Annotated in this window: 20 protein-coding genes; 9 read left to right on the forward strand and 11 right to left on the reverse strand. The window is 50.1% G+C overall.

Annotated features, from left to right (window positions below; translation table 11 throughout):
• Nucleotides 1-186: 186 nt before the first annotated feature.
• On the forward strand, nt 187-774 hold the full coding sequence (gene pth, locus KKH3_RS09895) for an aminoacyl-tRNA hydrolase (protein ID WP_039358775.1): 588 nt from the start codon (nt 187-189) through the stop codon (nt 772-774).
• A gap of 129 nt (nt 775-903) precedes the next feature.
• Nucleotides 904-1,995, forward strand: a complete 1,092-nt coding sequence (gene ychF / locus KKH3_RS09900; RefSeq protein WP_039275079.1) for a redox-regulated ATPase YchF — start codon at nt 904-906, stop codon at nt 1,993-1,995.
• A gap of 190 nt (nt 1,996-2,185) precedes the next feature.
• Here the strand turns inward: ychF and KKH3_RS09905 are convergent, their stop codons facing one another.
• The 3 genes from KKH3_RS09905 to ycgZ form a co-directional block, all read right to left on the reverse strand.
• Nucleotides 2,186-2,464, reverse strand: a complete 279-nt coding sequence (locus KKH3_RS09905) for a biofilm development regulator YmgB/AriR family protein (protein WP_039358779.1) — start codon at nt 2,462-2,464, stop codon at nt 2,186-2,188.
• A gap of 40 nt (nt 2,465-2,504) precedes the next feature.
• Nucleotides 2,505-2,816 carry a hypothetical protein gene (locus tag KKH3_RS09910; protein ID WP_039362320.1) on the reverse strand — a complete coding sequence of 104 codons (312 nt, stop codon included), beginning with the start codon at nt 2,814-2,816 and terminating at the stop codon, nt 2,505-2,507.
• Nucleotides 2,817-2,977: 161 nt separating this feature from the next.
• Nucleotides 2,978-3,217, reverse strand: a complete 240-nt coding sequence (gene ycgZ / locus KKH3_RS09915; RefSeq protein ID WP_039358781.1) for a regulatory protein YcgZ — start codon at nt 3,215-3,217, stop codon at nt 2,978-2,980.
• Between the two features lie 352 nt (nt 3,218-3,569).
• Here ycgZ and KKH3_RS09920 point away from each other — a divergent pair, with 352 nt between their 5' ends.
• Nucleotides 3,570-4,790, forward strand: coding sequence for a diguanylate phosphodiesterase (locus tag KKH3_RS09920; protein ID WP_039358785.1), 1,221 nt, complete (start codon nt 3,570-3,572; stop codon nt 4,788-4,790).
• 125 nt (nt 4,791-4,915) lie between these two features.
• A complete protein-coding gene (locus tag KKH3_RS09925) occupies nt 4,916-5,647 on the forward strand; it encodes a MerR family transcriptional regulator (RefSeq protein ID WP_039358788.1) in 732 nt (243 codons plus the stop codon).
• A gap of 101 nt (nt 5,648-5,748) precedes the next feature.
• Here KKH3_RS09925 and KKH3_RS09930 read toward each other — a convergent pair whose 3' ends face one another.
• Both KKH3_RS09930 and KKH3_RS09935 read right to left on the reverse strand, forming a co-directional pair.
• Nucleotides 5,749-6,831, reverse strand: coding sequence for an MBL fold metallo-hydrolase (locus tag KKH3_RS09930; protein ID WP_039358791.1), 1,083 nt, complete (start codon nt 6,829-6,831; stop codon nt 5,749-5,751).
• A gap of 228 nt (nt 6,832-7,059) precedes the next feature.
• Nucleotides 7,060-7,671: a hypothetical protein gene (locus tag KKH3_RS09935; RefSeq protein ID WP_039358794.1), complete on the reverse strand. Its 612-nt coding sequence runs from the start codon at nt 7,669-7,671 to the stop codon at nt 7,060-7,062.
• A gap of 467 nt (nt 7,672-8,138) precedes the next feature.
• Between KKH3_RS09935 and KKH3_RS09940 the strand changes: the two genes are divergently transcribed.
• Together KKH3_RS09940 and KKH3_RS09945 are read left to right on the forward strand one after the other, a co-directional pair.
• Complete coding sequence (locus KKH3_RS09940) at nt 8,139-9,023, forward strand: RNA ligase family protein (protein ID WP_039358797.1); 885 nt, start codon at nt 8,139-8,141, stop codon at nt 9,021-9,023.
• A 14-nt stretch (nt 9,024-9,037) separates the two neighbouring features.
• Entirely contained in the window at nt 9,038-10,174 is a 1,137-nt protein-coding gene (locus KKH3_RS09945) for an AAA family ATPase (protein WP_039358801.1), read from the forward strand.
• Between the two features lie 181 nt (nt 10,175-10,355).
• On the opposite strand, the gene zigA is transcribed toward KKH3_RS09945, so the two are convergent.
• Nucleotides 10,356-11,579 (reverse strand): zinc metallochaperone GTPase ZigA, encoded by a 1,224-nt coding sequence (zigA, locus tag KKH3_RS09950; protein WP_039358802.1) that lies wholly within the window; start codon nt 11,577-11,579, stop codon nt 10,356-10,358.
• Between the two features lie 401 nt (nt 11,580-11,980).
• Here zigA and KKH3_RS09955 point away from each other — a divergent pair, with 401 nt between their 5' ends.
• Nucleotides 11,981-12,595 (forward strand): hypothetical protein, encoded by a 615-nt coding sequence (locus tag KKH3_RS09955; protein ID WP_039358805.1) that lies wholly within the window; start codon nt 11,981-11,983, stop codon nt 12,593-12,595.
• Nucleotides 12,596-12,599: 4 nt separating this feature from the next.
• Here the strand turns inward: KKH3_RS09955 and KKH3_RS09960 are convergent, their stop codons facing one another.
• The 5 genes from KKH3_RS09960 to ascF form a co-directional block, all read right to left on the reverse strand.
• On the reverse strand, nt 12,600-13,016 hold the full coding sequence (locus tag KKH3_RS09960) for a hypothetical protein (RefSeq protein ID WP_039358808.1): 417 nt from the start codon (nt 13,014-13,016) through the stop codon (nt 12,600-12,602).
• A gap of 17 nt (nt 13,017-13,033) precedes the next feature.
• Nucleotides 13,034-13,420 carry a VOC family protein gene (locus KKH3_RS09965; RefSeq protein WP_039358810.1) on the reverse strand — a complete coding sequence of 129 codons (387 nt, stop codon included), beginning with the start codon at nt 13,418-13,420 and terminating at the stop codon, nt 13,034-13,036.
• Nucleotides 13,421-13,462: 42 nt separating this feature from the next.
• Nucleotides 13,463-14,266: a histidinol-phosphatase gene (gene hisN / locus KKH3_RS09970; protein ID WP_039358813.1), complete on the reverse strand. Its 804-nt coding sequence runs from the start codon at nt 14,264-14,266 to the stop codon at nt 13,463-13,465.
• A gap of 221 nt (nt 14,267-14,487) precedes the next feature.
• The gene (locus KKH3_RS09975; protein WP_039358816.1) at nt 14,488-15,918 is read right to left on the reverse strand and encodes a 6-phospho-beta-glucosidase; all 1,431 of its coding nucleotides are present in this window, start codon (nt 15,916-15,918) and stop codon (nt 14,488-14,490) included.
• 34 nt (nt 15,919-15,952) lie between these two features.
• On the reverse strand, nt 15,953-17,413 hold the full coding sequence (gene ascF, locus KKH3_RS09980) for a PTS cellobiose/arbutin/salicin transporter subunit IIBC (RefSeq protein ID WP_039358818.1): 1,461 nt from the start codon (nt 17,411-17,413) through the stop codon (nt 15,953-15,955).
• Between the two features lie 389 nt (nt 17,414-17,802).
• On the opposite strand from ascF, the gene KKH3_RS09985 reads away from it, so the two are divergent.
• Both KKH3_RS09985 and KKH3_RS09990 read left to right on the forward strand, forming a co-directional pair.
• Nucleotides 17,803-18,828 (forward strand): LacI family DNA-binding transcriptional regulator, encoded by a 1,026-nt coding sequence (locus KKH3_RS09985; protein ID WP_039358821.1) that lies wholly within the window; start codon nt 17,803-17,805, stop codon nt 18,826-18,828.
• A 215-nt stretch (nt 18,829-19,043) separates the two neighbouring features.
• Nucleotides 19,044-19,658, forward strand: a complete 615-nt coding sequence (locus KKH3_RS09990; protein WP_039358824.1) for a hypothetical protein — start codon at nt 19,044-19,046, stop codon at nt 19,656-19,658.
• Nucleotides 19,659-20,041: the final 383 nt, after the last annotated feature.

Genomic DNA, 20,041 nt, shown 5'->3' on the forward strand with positions numbered 1-20,041 from the left:
GATTAATATTTTTTTACGTTTAAACAAATAAATAGACAAAAACCCCAATAATCACATAGCTAAACAAATAACACTGCATTTACATTCCGACACCGAGATTTGGCTATCAACCACACGGTGTGTAAACTAGCGTTCTTATTATCACACTACCCTGCGTAAGTTTAAGCACGTAATCTGGAATATACCGTGAGCAGCATTAAATTAATTGTCGGCCTGGCGAATCCCGGCGCTGAATACGCCGCCACTCGCCATAATGCGGGTGCCTGGTTTGTCGACCGTCTGGCGGATTCTTACCGTCAGCCGCTAAAAGAAGAAAGCAAATTTTTCGGCTACACCTCCCGCCTGAGCCTGGCTGGGCAAGATGTACGCCTGCTGGTTCCCACTACGTTCATGAACCTGAGCGGAAAAGCCGTCGCGGCAATGGCCACCTTCTACCGTATTCAGCCTGATGAAATTCTGGTTGCACACGATGAGCTGGATTTATTACCGGGAATTGCCAAACTTAAGCTGGGTGGCGGCCACGGCGGCCACAACGGTCTGAAAGACATCATCAGTAAATTGGGCAACACCCCGAACTTCCATCGTTTACGCATTGGTATCGGCCATCCGGGTGATAAAAGCAAAGTGACCGGTTTTGTACTGGGAAAACCGCCGATGAGCGAGCAGACGCTGATCGACGATGCCATTGACGAAGCCGTACGCTGCACAGAAATCCTGATGAAAGAAGACATGATCAAAGCGATGAACCGCTTGCATGCCTTCAAAGCGGCATAATCTGGTCAGAATGCGGATGGTAGATCGAGATAAATCGCTATTCCGTGTATAATCGGCCGAAATATTTCCATTCTGACAGGCAAGAGATAGTAATTGCCTGATTAATAAGTTATTTAAGGTGATATAAACATGGGATTCAAATGCGGTATCGTTGGGCTGCCTAACGTCGGTAAATCCACTCTGTTCAATGCGTTGACCAAAGCCGGCATCGAAGCGGCCAACTTCCCGTTTTGTACCATCGAGCCGAATACTGGCGTAGTACCAATGCCTGATCCACGTTTGGACAAACTGGCTGAAATCGTTAAGCCACAGCGTATCCTTCCTACCACGATGGAATTTGTCGATATCGCCGGTCTGGTAAAAGGTGCGTCTAAAGGCGAAGGCTTAGGTAACCAGTTTCTGACTAACATTCGTGAAACGGAAGCCATCGGCCACGTTGTACGCTGCTTTGAAAACGACAACATTATCCACGTAAACAATAAAGTTGATCCAGCTGATGACATCGAAGTCATCAACACTGAATTAGCCCTGTCTGACCTCGACACCTGTGAACGCGCCATTCATCGCGTGCAGAAGAGAGCGAAAGGCGGCGATAAAGATGCTAAAGCCGAACTGGCCGCGTTAGAGAAATGTTTACCACAGTTGGAAAACGCTGGCATGCTGCGTTCGCTGGATTTAAGCGATGAAGATAAAGCAGCCATCCGCTACCTGAGCTTCCTTACGCTGAAGCCAACGATGTACATCGCCAACGTCAACGAAGACGGTTTCGAAAACAATCCATACCTCGATAAAGTGCGCGAAATCGCAGCCGCTGAGGGTTCTGTCGTCGTCGCTGTCTGTGCCGCCGTTGAATCCGATATTGCGGAGCTGGATGATGCAGACCGTGAAGAATTCATGGCTGAGTTAGGTTTAGAAGAACCAGGCCTGAACCGCGTAATCCGTGCGGGCTATGAACTGCTGAATCTGCAAACTTACTTCACCGCTGGTGTGAAAGAAGTTCGTGCATGGACAATCCCTGTCGGCGCCACCGCACCGCAGGCCGCCGGTAAGATCCACACCGACTTCGAAAAAGGCTTCATCCGCGCACAGACTATCGCCTATGAAGACTTCATCACCTACAAAGGTGAACAAGGTGCAAAAGAAGCCGGAAAAATGCGTTCAGAAGGTAAGGAATACATCGTAAAAGATGGCGATGTGATGAATTTCCTGTTCAACGTCTAATTTGATTCGGTTGTCTCATGGGATATCACAACATCTCATGAAGACCGACAAACACCCTAAAATCCACGCAGTTGCGTGGATTTTTCATTTCATGACGCCTGAGATAATTTGATGGAAACGCAGTTGAAATGCTCAACGGGAAGTGAAGATAAGCCTCATCACGTAAATCGGGCGGGGTTTCATCATCGGTTCAAATATCGTCCGTTGTATGATCCACGATGATTTCCAACGTCTTACGAATAATATCGACCTTAACCACGTCATCCGTTAACTCAAGTAATCCCATCAGACGCAGAATAATCGTTTTATTGGTCAGGGGCTCACCCCTGGCAAGCATACTGCGAATAACCGCACCGAGCATTGCGGATTCATCTGCCAGCATATCGCCTGCATTACGAAAATACTCAGACAGGATCGTATCTGGGATATCTGCATAATTTTCTGACTCTTTAAGTATAGTCTGACTCATGTATTCACACCGTTATTGATTTATTTGTCATTAGATACTGTCAGTGCTTTTTATCGGAACTACCCTGCTGGTTGTCGCCAAACAATGGATAGACATTACCCATGTCTCCATTGTCCCTACCGCTTTGCTCATTCGTTGGGCTGATATTTACAGTCGCACCATTATTGTGGCTCATTTCAGCAATAATTCGTGCCATTGTCTCTCGCCGCAACCTGTTAGCTTCATGAGATTCCATTGCTTTCAGCTTCACAATAAGCGCCTGAAGGCTGATGGGACAATGTTCCTTGAGGAGGGACAATACCGCCTCTCCGATTAGTTCATCTGTCAGTTGATTAATTTCACTACTTTTCATAACTGCGTCTCTGGTCGCCGCAATGATCGGAGCGGAACGCGGCATTAGTCAGTTGCTCTGATGGAAGAGCCAGAAAAAATTACCGCACCTAGGCGAAACCTTCACTGCCTCCTGACAGAGTTGACTTTGATAACATCAATCTAAAACATTTATTGGTGCGCTTAACGATCAAAAAGCAGACCGATTAACGTGTAATAGTGTTTTTCTTCTTCGGCATCGCAAGCCAGCTCAACCCGACGCAACAATTTATCGCAGATGGCTTTTCGGCTTAGGTTTTTTCCTTCGCTCAGGATCTCAACGACAATTTGCCCTAACGTTTCCTGCTGGCTAGGCAAAGTCGCTTTGTTGAAATACCGGGTAATGGCATTAGCAGTATCTGGAATGTAACCATTCTGATGCATATGTCACTCCTTTAATCTTTAGTAATCAGTGAAATTATTGTTAAACTTATACAAAAACGAGGAGTTCGTACATAAAAATTGTACAGGTTTTTTCGAAAAATCTTCGGCAAAAATAAATTGCAATACATTTCAATTACTTGAAAAAATCAACACTACAGCGACCTAATGAACTTGTACACATCCAACAGATTCAAGAAAACACAAATCAAACAATCAATACATCAGGAAAAGCGTAGTCATGCCAAGGCATTACATCCTCCCATTATCTTTGAAACAAGCGTCATTCCCTACAAGACGTGTAGATAACCATCTGCTACTGTATTGAATCATTCATTTTTGCCTCGGAACAACCATGCTCACTACCATCATTTACCGTAGCCATCTCTGCGACAATATTCCGATTAACACACTAGAAGACATGGTGGCTGCTGCAAATGAAAAGAATAGCCAGGCTGACGTAACAGGAATTTTGCTTTTCAACGGCACCCATTTTTTCCAACTGCTTGAGGGGCCTGAGGAAAATGTTATTCCTATCTACCGCAATATCTGCGAAGACCCTCGTCACTATAACGTTGTAGAGCTTTTATGTGACTACGCACCATCGCGCCGGTTTGGTAAAGTAGGGATGGAACTCGTTGATTTAAGAAAGTATGACAGGCATGAAGTACTGCAGAATTTACTGGATAAAGGCACATCTAAGTATCAATTAACCTATGATGATCGGGCACTCCAATTCTTTAGAACGTTCGTTGAAGACAGAGAAAAAGAGAACTACTTTGAAATTCCCCCTGCTGACTCATGGGAATTTGTTCTCGATGACAATGCCGCGCTGTCAAAAGTCGTTGCCGCAGATCAAGCATCTGACTGTAGCTTTGCATTCCAACCGATTATCGACCCACTTTCTCAACAAATAGTGGCGCTGGAAGCCTTGATCCGTACGCCATCGGGTGCCCCCCCCCATGCTTATTTCGAGGGGCTGACAGACGATGAAATCTACGAAGCAGACCTCAGAAGTAAAAAAATTGCATTTGCCATGGCCTCAGCGTTACCGATAGGAGAACAGAGTCTGTCTGTTAATCTTAGGCCTATGACGTTGGTTAAGATCCCCCAGGCAGTCAACTTTCTTTTGCAGGAAATTCAGGCGCATGGGCTGGTTCCAGAACAGGTCATTATTGAATTTACTGAAAGTGAGGTTATCTCACGCTTTGACGAATTTACTGATGCTGTCAGGCTGTTGAAAGCCGCGGGTATCCGCTTAGCCATTGATCACTTTGGAGCGGGATTTGCTGGGCTGTTATTACTTGCCCAATTTCAACCAGACCGGATCAAGATTAATCGAGATCTCATCAAGGATGTACACAGAAGTGGCTCTCGTCAGGCTATTATTCAAGCGATTATCAAATGCTGTACCTCACTTGAAATTTCAGTTTCTGCCGTAGGTGTTGAAAAGCCCGAAGAGTGGATGTGGCTCGAATCTGCGGGAATTTCTCTGTTTCAGGGATATCTGTTTGCCAAACCAGAGATAGGTAGAATCCCCGCGATTGCCTGGCCAGAAAAAAAATCCGTTTTTTAAATAAGCACGATATCGGGGAATATGGTGGGGCTAGCTTACCTGTACAGTAAAAAAAAATTTGTACAACTTGCTCTGATTCGTTAGTTTTAGGTGCAGGCTGGTAGGTTTTTAACATGAGGGAGTCAATGACCTTTTATAGTATCGGTGACGTAGCCGAGCGATGTGGAATTAACCCTGTAACACTGCGTGCCTGGCAACGGCGCTACGGATTGCTGAAACCGCAACGTAGCGAAGGTGGGCATCGCCAGTTTGATGAAAGCGATATTCAGCGAATCAAAGAAATTAAGCGTTGGGTAGAAAGCGGCGTTCCTGTTGGTAAGGTTAAAGCGCTGCTAGAAGAAAAAAGCGTTGCCATCAATGATGGCTGGTCATCATTTCAGGAAGAGATGATGACGGTACTACGTCATGTTCGCCCCGCCAAATTGCGAACCATGATTATGGCAATAAGTAGCGAACACCCTGCCGATGCAATCATCGATCATGTTTTTATCCCCGTACGTCAGCGCCTCAGTCTTGATCAAAACACGTCACGCACGATGTCTAGCCTGCTGGATGGTGTACTCATTGAATATGCTGTTCTATGCCTTGCTGAGACACGTAAGAAAAAAGGTAAAAATGCATTACTGATCGCATGGGATACCGATGACCGCACTCGCCTATGGCTAGAAGCGTGGCGTCTTTCGCAGCAGGGTTGGCACATTGAGGTGCTGGCGGAACCGCTCAGCTCGCCCCGCCCGGAACTCTTTCCTGGTCAGCACATTCTTGTATGGACAGGTAAAACGCTATCTCGTAGCCAGAGTGAACAACTCGCTCACTGGAAAGCACAAGGTTTTGCTATCGATTTTCACGAAGCATGATCGGGTAGCAGGCGGCATGATACCGCTAAACCGCGTTGATTCTCGAGCCACCTTACTGTGCCTGTTTACCAGTATTCAAGTAAACGTCCATAACTATAAACCTAGCTGTCTAGACGAGAACACCACCACTGGCTAAACGTCTGCTGCGGATTATCAACCTGAACGCATTCACCAATGCGGGGGGTCATTAAGCGCCAGTCTTGATTTTCGCTGGCCTGTGCAATTCGCTCCAGCGGATCGTTCCAGCGATGGTGCGCCAGCTTAAATTTGCTGTTATGGCTCGGCAATACCGCTTTGGCCTGCAAATCACTGGCTGCCCGTGCGCTCTCTTCCGGCGTCATGTGAACGTGAGGCCAATCCCGATCGTATTGCCCGCATTCCAGTATTGCGATATCGAATCCACCCAGACGCGCAACGATCTCCTTGTAATGCGCGCCATAGCCGCTGTCCCCGCCGAGATACAGGCGATACTGTGGCGTGATCAGCGCAAATGATCCCCACAGCGTTTGGTTATGCTTCAGGAGTCGACCGGAAAAATGCTGTGTAGGAAGCACATGAATGTCGACCCCGTTCTCTTTCAGGCAACTGAACCAGCCGCCTTCCGTAATATCTTTCTGCGGGAAACCCCATTTTACAAAATAGGAACCCACGCCAGTTGGCGTGACAATACGGCGGATTTTCCCGCGTAGCGCGTTCAGCGTGGGGTAATCCAGATGATCCCAGTGATCGTGGGTGATCAGCAGATAGTCGATTTCGGGAACATCGTCCGCTGTATACACGTTGCTGCCCTTAAAGGCGACATTGGTGCGCGGCACTGGCGAGGCGTTGTCGCTAAATACCGGATCCAGCAGGAACGTTTTCCCTTCCAGTTGAATAAAATAGCTGGAGTGTCCCATCCAGATGATGACGTCATCCGTTTTACTCAACTGATGCAGATTGGTTTTTTCCGACGGCAACCGGGCATCAGGTAGCGCGCCAGCGTCTTTCTCGAAAAGAAAGCGATACAGCAGCGCGAACCGGTTCTGGCTATCCACCGTCGGGCGAGCAACCGGGTTATGAAACGCGCCATCGCGAAAGAGTGGGTTTTCCGGCTGGGGCTTTACCTCTGGTGATACATACTGCGGCTGTTTTAACCAGCCGTAAACGGCGACTGCAATCACAGCCAAAACGAGTAAAAAAAGCATAGCGTTTATCCGATGTCGTTTCGTGATGAAGATTATTCGTCATGAATGTCAGTGTCGTCCTGATGATTTCAGGCATTGCCCCTCTGGCTCCGGCAAGTTATGCACGAACGTAGAGAATCTGGCAAGGGAGAACCGGGGGATTGTTGGTGCAAAAAAAGCGAAGGTGCTCGCCTTCGCTCAGGAATGTTGATGAAGAACAATGGCAGTCTGTCGCCGCTAACGCCTGCTCTACTGAGTCGGCGAAGATGACTTCTTAAGCGCCAGCAGCGTTTTTCCCATCCCGACAACAAACTCATTTTGTTGCCCAATAATCTTATTCAGCCCAGCTTCATCCTGAGTATTTTCAACCGTGTTGATCGCCTGCACTTCCAGCACGCGTCCTTTAATCAGCGTCGAGCACAGCGAATGCAGAACTTTGTTATTCAGAATCGTTTGTAAACAGCGAAAAGGCGTCGCATCATCAATGTTACCCGCACGCTGGTCGGGCTTGATGCGCTGGCGCAGCATCTCTTTTTCGGTACTGGCGATCACCGCATCCAGATCGCTAGGCTTGGAGGCAATCGGGACGTTGCCATCTTTATCTGGCGGCAGCATGAAGAGTGAAACCAACGCCTTATTGCCTGTCGTAGGGTCAACATACTCGGTTTGCACCATGTGGTTTGCCGCATCAACCACTTTGTCTCGTTGAATCATGTTCAACAGCTGTGCAGGTAATGCATCGGTAAGATCCTGCGTGGTATAGCCAACGAACAAATCTGGATCTTTTGTCTCGGCAAATCCGTGCAACGGCAGCACCAGTAACAGACTCGCAATCCCTTTCTTTATCGCACTGATTTTCATTATTTTCCTCTACGATTCATTGTGTGCATTTCTTTCTCTCACCGATCGCTATTCTGATCACGTTTAAACGCGACAACACGTTCTACAACGACAGGAAAGCATAGCATTTTTTATACAAAAACTTGTTGTCGGATAATTCCTTCGCTAGAATCGCGCCGTTTACTCACCCCCAATGTGTCATGTGGAGCCCCAAAGTGCCCTTTACGTCAGCCCCCCTCTAACCGCCGACGACTGCATTAAGCAGCCTCGATTCGGCGCAGTCTGCGCCAGCGTTGGCTGCGGTACGCGTTCCCCTTTTCTTTCTGCCATTGCGCGGAGCAGAAAATGAATCTTCCGCCTCCTACCCCCGCGACTCTGACCTCTGGAATGCCAGTGGACAGCCTATAGACTCGCGCCAGAACACGTTCGTCGGCCCTCTTTTTTCATAGATGGGCCTGGCTGCGCCAATAACGCAGCAGGCGAAAAACATGTATTTACATTCAATACCGTTAGTAAAATATCCGCGTACTCCTCATCTGGAAGGTTCGCGTTTACAGCCCGGCGATGATGCGTCGGATCAAATTTCACTGAAAGCATTGGCAGGTCGTTACGTCGTGATCGAAGAAAAGATCGACGGCGCGAACAGCGGCGTGTCCTTCAATGAAACGGCGGAACTCCTGCTCCAATCGCGCGGCCACTATCTGGCTGGTGGCTCGCGGGAGCGCCAGTTCAATCAGTTCAAGCTCTGGGCAACCGCGCACGAAATGCGTTTTCTTGAGCTGCTGGAAGACCGCTTCGTGATGTACGGCGAATGGGCGTACAGCAAGCATTCCGTGTTTTACGACCGGTTGCCGCACTATTTTCACGAATTTGATCTTTACGATCGTCGTGACGGCATTTTTTTATCGACGGCGCGCCGACACGCGATGCTGGCAGGTTCACCCGTGTTGTCCGTTCCGGTGCTCTATGCCGGGGAGATGCCAACAAATCCGGCGTTGTTGTGGAAGCTGGTGTTCCGTTCGCTGGCAAAAAGCCAGAACTGGAAGACGGCGTTTGAATCCACCGTGCAGCGTGAAGGCTTACCGCTCGCGCTGTGCTGGCAGCAAACCGATAAATCGGATCGTTCGGAAGGCCTGTATCTGAAGGTTGAAGATGATGAACAGGTACTGGCACGTTACAAGCTGGTGCGCCATGACTTTATCCAGACCATTCTGGACAGCGGATCGCATCATTCCCGACGCCCAATTCTGCCGAACCAACTGGCTGAAGGCGTTGATCTGTACGCGCCTTGTCCACAAGTATCCTGGGAAATGCTGGGGCTGAATACGCTGCGTTCTTTGGACGCACTCGCCGCCGCCATGCCCAATAAGTAAGGAGTGCACCTCTCATGGAGTGGAATACTATCAGGGGATTAGTCCCCGTCTCTGGCGTACAGCCAGATTTTGCAGATTGTCTGGATGCGTTCCCGGTGCTTCAACGCGCCAAAGAGACGCCGCAGGAGCCACGCTATCACGGCGAAGGCGATGTCTGGACACACACCATCATGGTGGTCGAGTCGCTATTGCAGCTTCCCGATTACCAGGCAGCCACGCGCGAGCAGCAGGAAATCTTGTTTTTTGCCGCATTGCTGCATGACGTTGCCAAATACCGCACGACAGTGATTGACCCAGTAACGGGTCAGATTGGTCAACCGGGGCATTCGCGCAAAGGAGCCATCGACGCTCGGGTGCTGCTGTGGGATGCAGACGTTCCGTTTGCGATTCGGGAAGCGATTTGCCGGTTAATTTCGGTGCATCAAGTGCCGTTTTACTGCCTTGAGGATGAACGCCGTCGGATGTCGCCGATCTTTACGATTCGCGAGCTGTCATGGCAGTTGAGCATTCCGCTGCTGGCAACGCTGGCGGAAGCCGATATGCGTGGGCGCATCTGTCAGGATCAAGCGCGCGTGCTCGACAGTATTGAGCTGTTTCGCGAACTGGCGCGGGAAGAAGGCTGTTACGGTCAGCCGAGAGCGTTTGTCGATGCTCATACACGCTTGAGTTATTTTCGTGGAGCCGATGTGCACCCAGACTACCCACTGTTTCAGGAACCGGGTTCAAAGGTCACCGTGATGTGCGGTTTGCCGGCTTCGGGAAAAGACACCTGGGTGCGAACGCATCGGCCCAATTTACCCGTGGTTTCTTTCGACGATGCGCGAACAGAATTGGGGCTGAAACATGGCGAAAATGAAGGGAAAGCGGTGCATTGGGCGACTGACAAAGCACGCTCGCTGCTGCGAACACATGCACCGTTCGTATGGAATGCCACGCATCTCAGCCAGCAAATGCGCACCCGCACGTTGGATCTGTGTTATGCCTACGGCGCAGATGTGGAGATCGTCTATCTGGAGCGTCCGCGTCAGGAATTACTGCGCCGCAACGGGAAACGTGACACCACATTGAGCAATAAAACGCTGCAAGGTATGCTGACGAAATGGGAACTCCCTTCGCCGACAGAAGCGCATAATGTTCTCTATGAAATCTGACGCAGCCGCAGCGCACGCCAGCGTAGAAGCGCGGTAAAACGGGATCACGTACTCTGTGAGACCGTTTCTTTCTGCATCAACATACTGTTTTTCATAGATCGGTTTATCGTCCTCGAAACGTACGGGGACGATAAATCCCCTCACCGCCTGAGCAATCAGATTTTTTTAGATTCCCCACACATTATGACGCAAACCAAGGCGCTATCGGATCCGGATAATTGAGCCACATCGCCAGCCCTTCTGCCATTTCTTTGTCCGTCAGCAGTGCGGCTTCCAGACGGGTTCGCAGTGCGTATTCATCCATATCGATACCGATAAACACCAGTTCCTGCCGCGCATCACCCACGCCATCCACCCATATGGAACGAATGTAATCTAGCGATTCACTATCTGTCGGCCATCTTTCTTTTGGCGCGCTGACCCACCATGAACCAGCCAGCCCCTGACGCGCCACGCCGCCGGCCTGAGACCACGATCCGGCATATTCCGGACGGCTTGCCAACCAAAAATAGCCTTTAGATCTGACAACTCCGGTGAGCGAGTTTTCCATGACCTGCGCGAAGCGGGCAGGATGAAACGGCCGACGCGCGCGGAAAACAAAGCTGGCGATGCCATATTCCTCCGTTTCAGGCGTATGCTCGCCGCGTAGCTCTTTCAACCATCCAGGGGCCTGCGCCGCTTTGTCGAAATCAAACAATCCCGTGTCGAGCACCTCGTTCAACGGCACAGCACCAAATTGCGCATGAAGTATTTTTGCGCCCGGATTCAGTGAACGAACAATCGCAACCAACTTCTGCTGTTGTGCCGCATCAATAAGGTCGGTTTTGTTGAGGATAATGACATTGCAGAATTCGATCTGGTCGATCAGCAAATCCACCACGCTGCGCTCGTCCCCCTCTCCTAACGATTCTCCGCGTGAATGGATGCTGTCCACCGACGTGTAATCTTTTAAGAAATTATATCCATCGATAACGGTCACCATCGTATCCAGCCGAGCCACTTCAGAAAGGCTTTGCCCATCGTCACCCGCAAACGTGAAGGTCTCCGCGACCGGAAGAGGTTCCGCGATACCGGTTGATTCAATGACCAACTGATCAAAACGTCCTTCTTTCGCCAGCCGATTAACCTCGATCAGCAGGTCTTCACGCAGCGTGCAACAGATACAGCCGTTGCTCATCTCCACCAACTTTTCATCCGTCCGTGAAAGCTCAGCGCCGCCCTCCCTCACCAGTGCAGCATCAATATTCACTTCTGACATGTCGTTGACGATCACCGCGACGCGTCGGCCAGCGCGATTATTCAGAATATGGTTAAGTAACGTGGTCTTCCCCGCGCCGAGAAAGCCGGATAGTACGGTCACAGGTAATCTTGCATCTGTTTTCTGTCGAGCTACAACGTCCGCCATATTTCACACTCTCTAATGATTCAAGGTCGTTTGCATTTTTACTTTTCCGCTTCAGGATGATTCATCACCACGAATGTTGAGCTTTTAAACCTTCGTCGCGATAATCTCCCTACGCACCAATTGTTATGTTATAATATAACAATTAAACCATGAAAAATCATTGAGCGTTTGGTTTTGTCTAATAATATTAAAGTCGGCGGGGTTACCCTGCCAGAGACCTTGCAGACAGCACACAACCCGCATCGCACCAGCGTTTTCTTTCTCCCGCCGTTCTAGCTTTCTCCAACTAGGCAAACGAGTTACTCAATTAGAATGTTAAGATAGGCGCAGCAAGCGTTTGCCGTAGAAAGAAATTTATACGGTTTGTTGTGAAAGCTAAGCCATTACTTAAGGAGCGAAAAATGGCACGTGATTCAGCAAGTAAAATTCATCAAGCCGTCTCGCCATTGCTTTCTCCGCACGATGTCACATGTCTTTTACAGCCCGTGGCACAGTGTATTTCGGATGAATACCCCTGGGTAAGTAATGATGAACAGGCGATCGAAAAGCATTTTAAAGGGATTTGCGCACAGGTCATGCGCGTGACCCACACCAAATCGAGGATAGAATGGAATCACTACGGCTCTGGGTATGCGTCTTTTGTCGACGCCTGGTTTTATAAGAACATGCCGGATTTTAATGCCAAACGCCCGGTTCACTATGGTGAAGAGCACACCGGATTGACCGTTTTATTAAGCCGCCTGTCGCCCTATTTCGTTTTTATGGAGAGTGAGAAACACTGGCACGCTCAGGGCGGTTCTCAAGCACTTCCAGACATGGAGATGATCGATAGGTTGGAAACGCCAGCCGTTATTGAATTGAGCCAGCAGGTTCAATCAGCACTAGAGAAGTGTGGGCTTGTGCGCGCTTATAAGGAACAGTTGACATCGTTGCTACCCACCGGGACTCGCGTGCCGACAGTGCTCACAGCTCGCGGCTTCACACAGTTCGATGCGCTGTTCCATTGGGAAGATTGAGAGTTCAACCCAGTCGCAGCGCCCCCCAGCGCGGAAGTGTAGTAAACGGGATCTCGTATTCCGTAATACCGTTTTTTTCTGCACCAAAATACTGTTTCTCATAGACCAACTTATCGTCCTCGAAACGCACGGGGACGATAAATCCTCCCGCAGCCTGAGAAACCTGACATTGCCGTTCTTCGAGCACATCAATACAGAGTAAAGCCGTTTGCGGGCCGTCGCGTTCCGCCGTAGAGAGCCACTCCTGCACGACCAAATAGCGAGAATCCGGCGACCACAGCATGTCTTTGCCGAAAACGCGCCCTTCCAGTGCTTTTCCATCGATGGACAGCGAAAAATAAGGAGGACCGAACCGGATTTCACCAGCGTAAATCAGCATCGCAGTATGTTGTCGATCGAATGAAGGCAGTTTGTGCAGCATACAAAGTGGTTCCCTAATCAGTCTGACGTTATCTCAATCAGATTACCATCAGGGTCGCTGACGATCGCTTCATAAAATCCGTCCCCCGTCATTCGAGGCTGGGCAACCAGAATGCCGCGTTCCGCCGCTTTGCTGGCTAACGCTTCCACATCCGCCTTGCTCCCAACCGAAATCGCAACATGTGCCCAGCCGCAGCCTTCTTTATTGCTTAAGGCTTCCGCCAACACTGGTAGCGTCATCAGCTCAATGGAAGCCCCCTCGCCAAGTTGAACGAAGTGCGATTCAAAACCGGGACGATTCCGGCTCACATACTTTTCCCCCACCTGAGCGGAGAAAAATTCCTGCCAAAATGCTGCCTGAGCAGCCAGATCGGCCGTCCATAACGCCACGTGTGCCACTCTCATCATGATTCCTTTTCAGCTATCGTCTTTCACATTGTCAGAGGGTTATGCAGACCGCGTTCCGTTCAGAATGTCTAAAACCTGTTGGTGCAGATCCGGGCTACCGGTCGCGACCACCGTGCCGCCTGCTTCCACCCGCTGCCCGTTGAGGTCGGTAATGATGCCGCCCGCCTGCTCAATAATCGGGATCAGCGCAACAATGTCGTAAGGCTGCAATCCAAATTCCACGCAGATATCAATCTGGCCAGCCGCCAGCATCGCCATCGCATAACACTCGCCGCCGTAGCGCGTCATCAGCGTACTCTCGGTTAGAGCTGCGAAGCGAACTGCGGGATGCATACTCAGCGCTTCCGGGGCGGTAGTGTGAAGAATCGCCTGTTCGAGCGACACGCCTTTGCGCGTGCTTAAGCGCTTTTCTCCCTGCCGATCGCTATGCCAGGCCTGTGAACCATCGGCCCAGAAACGCTCTCCGGTAAACGCCTGACTCATCATCCCCATCACGGCGCGTTCATGGTGTAGCAGACCGATTAACGTTCCCCATACGGGTAAGCCACATAAGAAAGGCCGGGTGCCATCCACCGGATCCAAGACCCAGCGCACTGGGCCTTCCCCGCTCAGGCCAAATTCTTCCCCCATAATCGCGTGATCGGGGTAATGACGCGTGATGTGCTCGCGGATGACCCGCTCCGCCTCTCGGTCAGCTTCCGTGACCGGATCAAAGCGAAAGCCTTCTTTCGGCTTCGTCTCTATTTGGTTTGCACTAAGGGAACGAAAACGCGGTAACGTTTCCTGACTGGCCAACGTGGCGAGTTCGTGAAAAAAAGCAATATCGGGAAGCGACTGACTCATGATGTTTTACCTTCCTATCGTGTTGGCATGACGTCGTCATTAAGCATAGGGGGATGCACCGTAATGCTCACCAATGCTCGATTAAGTGCAATTTAATTGCTCGATTATGCACAAACAAGCCAAAACCACAATTCACGTTCTTCGTATTGTTGGAAAAAAATAGCCCCCAAACGTCTCCGTCAGGGGGCTAGAGCAGAAATAGCTGAGCAACCTTATTGCCTTTAGCTCAGGTCAGACCCGTTGCTGGCGATAACCTTCTTGTACCAGTAGAACGATTTCTTTTTCTTTCTGGCTAATGTCCCTTCTCCCCGGTCGTCGCGATCGACATAGATGAAACCATAGCGTTTGCTCATTTCACCGGTAGAAGCAGAAACCAGATCGATGCAACCCCACGAGGTGTAGCCTATGACGGGGATACCGTCACCAATCGCGTCCGCCATCGCGCTGATGTGTTCGCGCAGGTAGCTGATGCGATAGTCATCATCAATCTCGCCCTGTGCGTTAATCTCATCCTTCGCACCCAGCCCGTTTTCTACCAAAAACAGCGGCTTCTGGTAGCGGTCATACATCATGTTCATGGTGATGCGCAGACCCAGCGGATCGATTCCCCAACCCCATTCACTCGCCTTGATGTGCGGGTTCTTTAACGATTTCACGATGTTCGCCGCGCTGCTATTCTGCTCGTTCATATCCGCCGAGGCGCAGCGGGAGGCGTAATAGCTGAAGGACACAAAATCTACCGTATTCTTGAGAATCTCATCATCGCCCGGCTCTGACACAATCGTGATGCCCTTCTCTTTAAACAAGCGGCTCGTATACGCCGGATAAGTGCCGCGCGCCTGCACATCAATAAAGAATAGGTTCTCTCGATCTTTATTTAGCGCCGCCCAGACATCTTCCGGTTTGCACGACCACGGATAGAAATTGCCGCCAGCCAGCATGCAGCCAACCTGATTTTCCGGGTTAACCTCATGCGCAATCTTCGTCGCCAGCGCGCTCGCCACCAATTCATGGTGCGCAGCCTGGTATTTCACCTGCTCCTGATTTTCCCCGTCGGCAAACGCCAACCCCGCGCCAGAAAACGGACTATGCAGCAAGATATTGATTTCATTAAACGTCAGCCAATATTTCACCAGCCCATCGAAGGCTTCAAAGCAGGTTCGGGCATAGCGAGAGAAGAATTCCACCATTTTCCGGTTACGCCATGAACCGTACTCGGTAACCAGATGCATCGGCACATCGAAATGGCACAGCGTCACCAGCGGCTCAATGTTGTACTTCTTGCACTCGGCAAACATATCGCGATAAAAGGCTATACCGTCCGCGTTGGGTGTCAGCTCATCCCCGTTTGGGTAAAGTCGGCTCCAGGCGATAGAGGTGCGGAACACCGTGAACCCCATTTCTGCCATCAGCGCAATATCTTCCTTATAGCGATGGTAGAAATCGATCGCCTGATGGCTGGGATAAAACTCATCCTCACGCAGCGCAAAGCGCGGTTCTTGCCCCAGTTTCACCGGCAGACGATTCACGCCGTGGGGAATCATATCCACCGTCGTCAGCCCTTTACCGCCTTCGAGGTACGCACCTTCTGCCTGATTGGCCGCAATCGCGCCCCCCCATAAGAACCCATTGGGAAATGTTGATGCAGACATACGCTCTTCTCCTTCGTACTAATTAGTGCTTCATTTAATTCGTGTTCGCTGCGTGCTGCGGCACGGAAATCTCATCGCTCTGTACGCGTTTCTCTTCCGGTTGGTCTTCTACCGGGATGTCTTCAAAACCCAGCAGCAAGGTGACGAAGAAGGAAATCACGACGGACAGAATCATGACGCCAAATACCCAGGCAATACTCATCGGATTGGTTGGATCGAAGAACTGCACGCTGGTAAACAGCCCCGGCGAGGCCATTGAATGGCTTGCCAGACCGCCGATACCCGCAACGGCACCACAGATAAAACCGGTAATTAAACAGGCGATCAGCGGGCGCTTCAGACGCAACGCCACACCGTACAGCGCAGGTTCAGAGATCCCAGCAACAATAGCCGATGCCGCCGCAGCCAGCGCCGTCTGGCGCAGCTCCGGGTTTTTGGTGCGCCAGGCAACCGCCAGTGAAGAGCCACCCAGCGACAGGTTCGCACCGATTTCAGACGGCATCACCATGCCTTCTTTTCCCGTCTCGGCGATGGTTTGAATAATAGTCGGCGTAAACACACGGTGCATACCGGTCATCACCAGCAGCGGCCAGATAGCGCCCATGATGGCAACGGACAGCCAGCCCAGATAATCATGCACGGTGTACACCACCGCAGAAATGCCGCTACCGATCCAGATCCCAATCGGGCCGATCAGCATGATGGCAATCGGGGACGCAATCAGCACGATTAACATCGGCTTCAGGAAGTTTTTGGTCACCGCTGGCGTAATGCGGTCTACCCATTTTTCAATATAAGACAGAATCCAGGTCATACACAGCGCCGGAATGACGGTGTAGGTATACTTCACCGCCGTGACGGTCAGCCCCATAAACACCACCTGCTGACCCTGCGCCGCTTTTGCCATCAGATCGATAAACGTCGGATGAACCAGCACCCCAGCGATAGCAATCGCCAGTGACATATTGGTTTTGAATTTTACTGCCGCAGATGCTGCCACCATGATCGGCAGGAAGAAGAATGCGCCGTCACCAATCACATTCAGGATCGTTATCGTCGATGCCCCCTTTTCAAACAGCCCGGTCATGTCGAGGATCATGGCGAGCAGTTTCACCATCGAGCCGCCGATAATCGCTGGAATGAGCGGTGACATCGTGCCAATCAGCGCATCCAGAATCCCCGCGCCGATGCGTCGCAGCGTAATTTTATTGTTCACCGGTACGGCTTTTTCAGCCTCCGCGCCTTCCGGCAGCAGTTTCACCACTTCCGCGTAGGCCTGAGAAACGGTGTTGCCAATGATGACCTGACACTGGTTATCATTTTTCACGACGCCCAACACGCCGCTTATCGCCTTCAATTCGGCCACATTCGCCGCATCATTATCTTTCAGCACAAAGCGCAGACGAGTCATACAGTGCGTCACGGCAGCGATGTTATCAGCACCACCGATGGCATCGACGATCGAACGGGATACAGCCGCATAATTCTTTGACATGGATAAACAATCTCTCGTAATCGTGCACGCGACACCAAACTCAACACACCGCTCAGCGCGTCTAAAGCGGCAATATCACTTGGTCTACGCACATTTATTATTCAATTTCATACCGTTATGAAAGTATTCATGCCGGTATCCTTGCTCCATGCAACGTGATGAAACGCCGATGGGTAACCGGTTCCACATGATAGTGTTTATATGTTGATTAGATTTCAATAGAGTAATTTATAATATTTTACTTATGTGATGACGATCGCCATGGAAATGTAATTCTTACCTCGATCGCACCCGCACTCATCCCCTTGCGATCAACGCGCAGGCACTTGACGTATGAGCGATATAAAGTGTGTAAAATGATGGGAGTATTCAACGTCTCAGGATGTCTCATGTCGACAATGCAGGAAGTGGCGAAGAAAGCAGGCGTATCAAAAGCAACGGTGTCGCGCGTGCTATCGGGCAAAGGCTATACCAGTGAAGAAACCAAAGCACTGGTCTATCAGGCCATTGAGGAGACGGGATATCGGCCCAATTTACTGGCGCGGAATCTGGCGACCAGCAAATCAGCCTGTATTGGTTTGGTGGTGACCAACACGCTCTACAACGGCAGCTATTTTAACGAACTGCTGTCACAGGCCGCTAAGAAGCTGGAAGACAACGGGCGTCAGTTGATTCTGGTCGATGGCAAACACAGCGCCGATGAAGAAAGAGCCGCGATTCAATTCCTGCTGGGGTTGCGCTGCGATGCAATCATCATCTATCCCCGTTTTCTCAACGTAGATGAGATGGACGACATCATCGAGAAGCACAAGCAGCCGATCATGGTGGTCAACCGTAAACTGCGGAAACATCAGAGCCACTGCATCTGCTGCGATCATAAGGGTTCCAGCTATAACGCTACGCAGCATCTGATCGCGCGCGGTCACAGAGATATCGCTTTTATCACCGGCTCACTGGATTCGCCGACGGCTATCGAACGCCTTTCCGGCTATAAAGATGCCCTGACGGCGGCCAATATCGCGATACGGGATGAACTGATTGTGAGAGGAAAATGGACGCCGCACAGCGGATCGCTCGCGATTACTGCCCTACGCGATAGCCGGGTATCGTTTAGCGCCGTTGTCGCCAGCAATGACGAGATGGCGATTGGCGCGATAAAAGCACTGGATGAGGCTGGCGTTGCCGTGCCGCGCGACGTTTCTGTCGTCGGATTCGACGATATTCCCACCGCCCCGTTTTTGAAGCCGTCGCTCTCCAGCGTCAAAGATCCGGTGAGCGATATGATCAACGAAGTGATTAACCGCCTGATCGCGATGCTGGACGGCGGCTATTTCTCGAAAGAAAATCTGTTCTTGTCAGAATTACAGGTCAGAGATTCCATTCAGAACGGGCCGTACGGTAATCCGTCCGTTTGAGCGTCATCAAACCTGACAGGCTGCATTGCGCGAAGAGCAGACATGGCTTATGCAGAACACATTAATAGACCCCAATAAAATCATCCTAATGTGTGATCATTTTCATACTCGCCCCCGTATATGTTAAATTATGTAACAATACTCAGCGTTGTGGCCAGGCTCCCATACTTCTGATGTAGATGGTGAATATTGAAATCAATGTTAAAGGAAAGAAGATGAATAAAAATTTATTCGCATTGGCTCCTGCGATCTTTATGGCACTGCCCTATCTTGTTCCCCCTGCCTATTCAGCACCCGCCGTTCGTTCGGTTGATGTAACATCTTTCGATGTCGGCGGCGTAAAGACTGGCATGAGTGTTGAAGAAGCTCGCGCGGCAATGCAAAAAAATTTTGGTGTTTCAGCGGATAAAATAAGAGCCTCTAAGTCCATGAAAAGTCAGTACGCTACCCTTATTTATGGTAGCCCGCAGATTCAGGACCTTGTATATGAAAATAATGGCACCCGTATGCAGGTGAGTTTTGAACCACGTGTTCCCCTCAACCAATCTAACTCCATGGCGGCGTCCTTAATTACCTATGAGATCCCGTGGACGAAAGAAAATGAAACTGCAATGAAAGAAGCCGCAATCGCAAAATATGGACCGATTTCAAGTGGTGGAATGAATCCAATATGGTGTAAAAAACCGTTGCCTACGTCAGGTATGGGGTGTGAACCCGATACAGCCCAGCTGACTGTTGGCAGTACAACTGTGAGATTGTTTGATCCCGCCTGGCAAAACGCTACGAGCAAATATATGGATCAGCAAAAGGCGACTAAACCACAGTTTTAGCTTAGACAATGAATTTCATCTCCCTTGCATTGCAACTGGCGAGGGAATGGAGATGAGGTACCAGAAGTAAGTCTTACCTCTCAGGAGTGTGGTTAGCCTTCCACACTCCTTTAAAGTTAATGGACATATTGTAAATATTTACAGCGTCCATCGATGGCATAGCGCTACCGTTCCCCCTCCGTCAGATAAACGATATTTTCCATCCCGAAACGAAAAGCGACGAAGTTTAGGAAGCCGACACGTTAAAAAATACGCGATTAGACCTACGTAATGACTACTTAGAGGATGCTTTTTGAAGAGGGTTTGATGCAAATAGAGTGAGAAAAAAGAAGGCAACCTACGCACTGAAAACGATCGTTTACAGTACGTGATTGCCCATTTTA

Source organism: Pectobacterium actinidiae (assembly GCF_000803315.1).
Classification (GTDB): Bacteria; Pseudomonadota; Gammaproteobacteria; order Enterobacterales; family Enterobacteriaceae; genus Pectobacterium; species Pectobacterium actinidiae.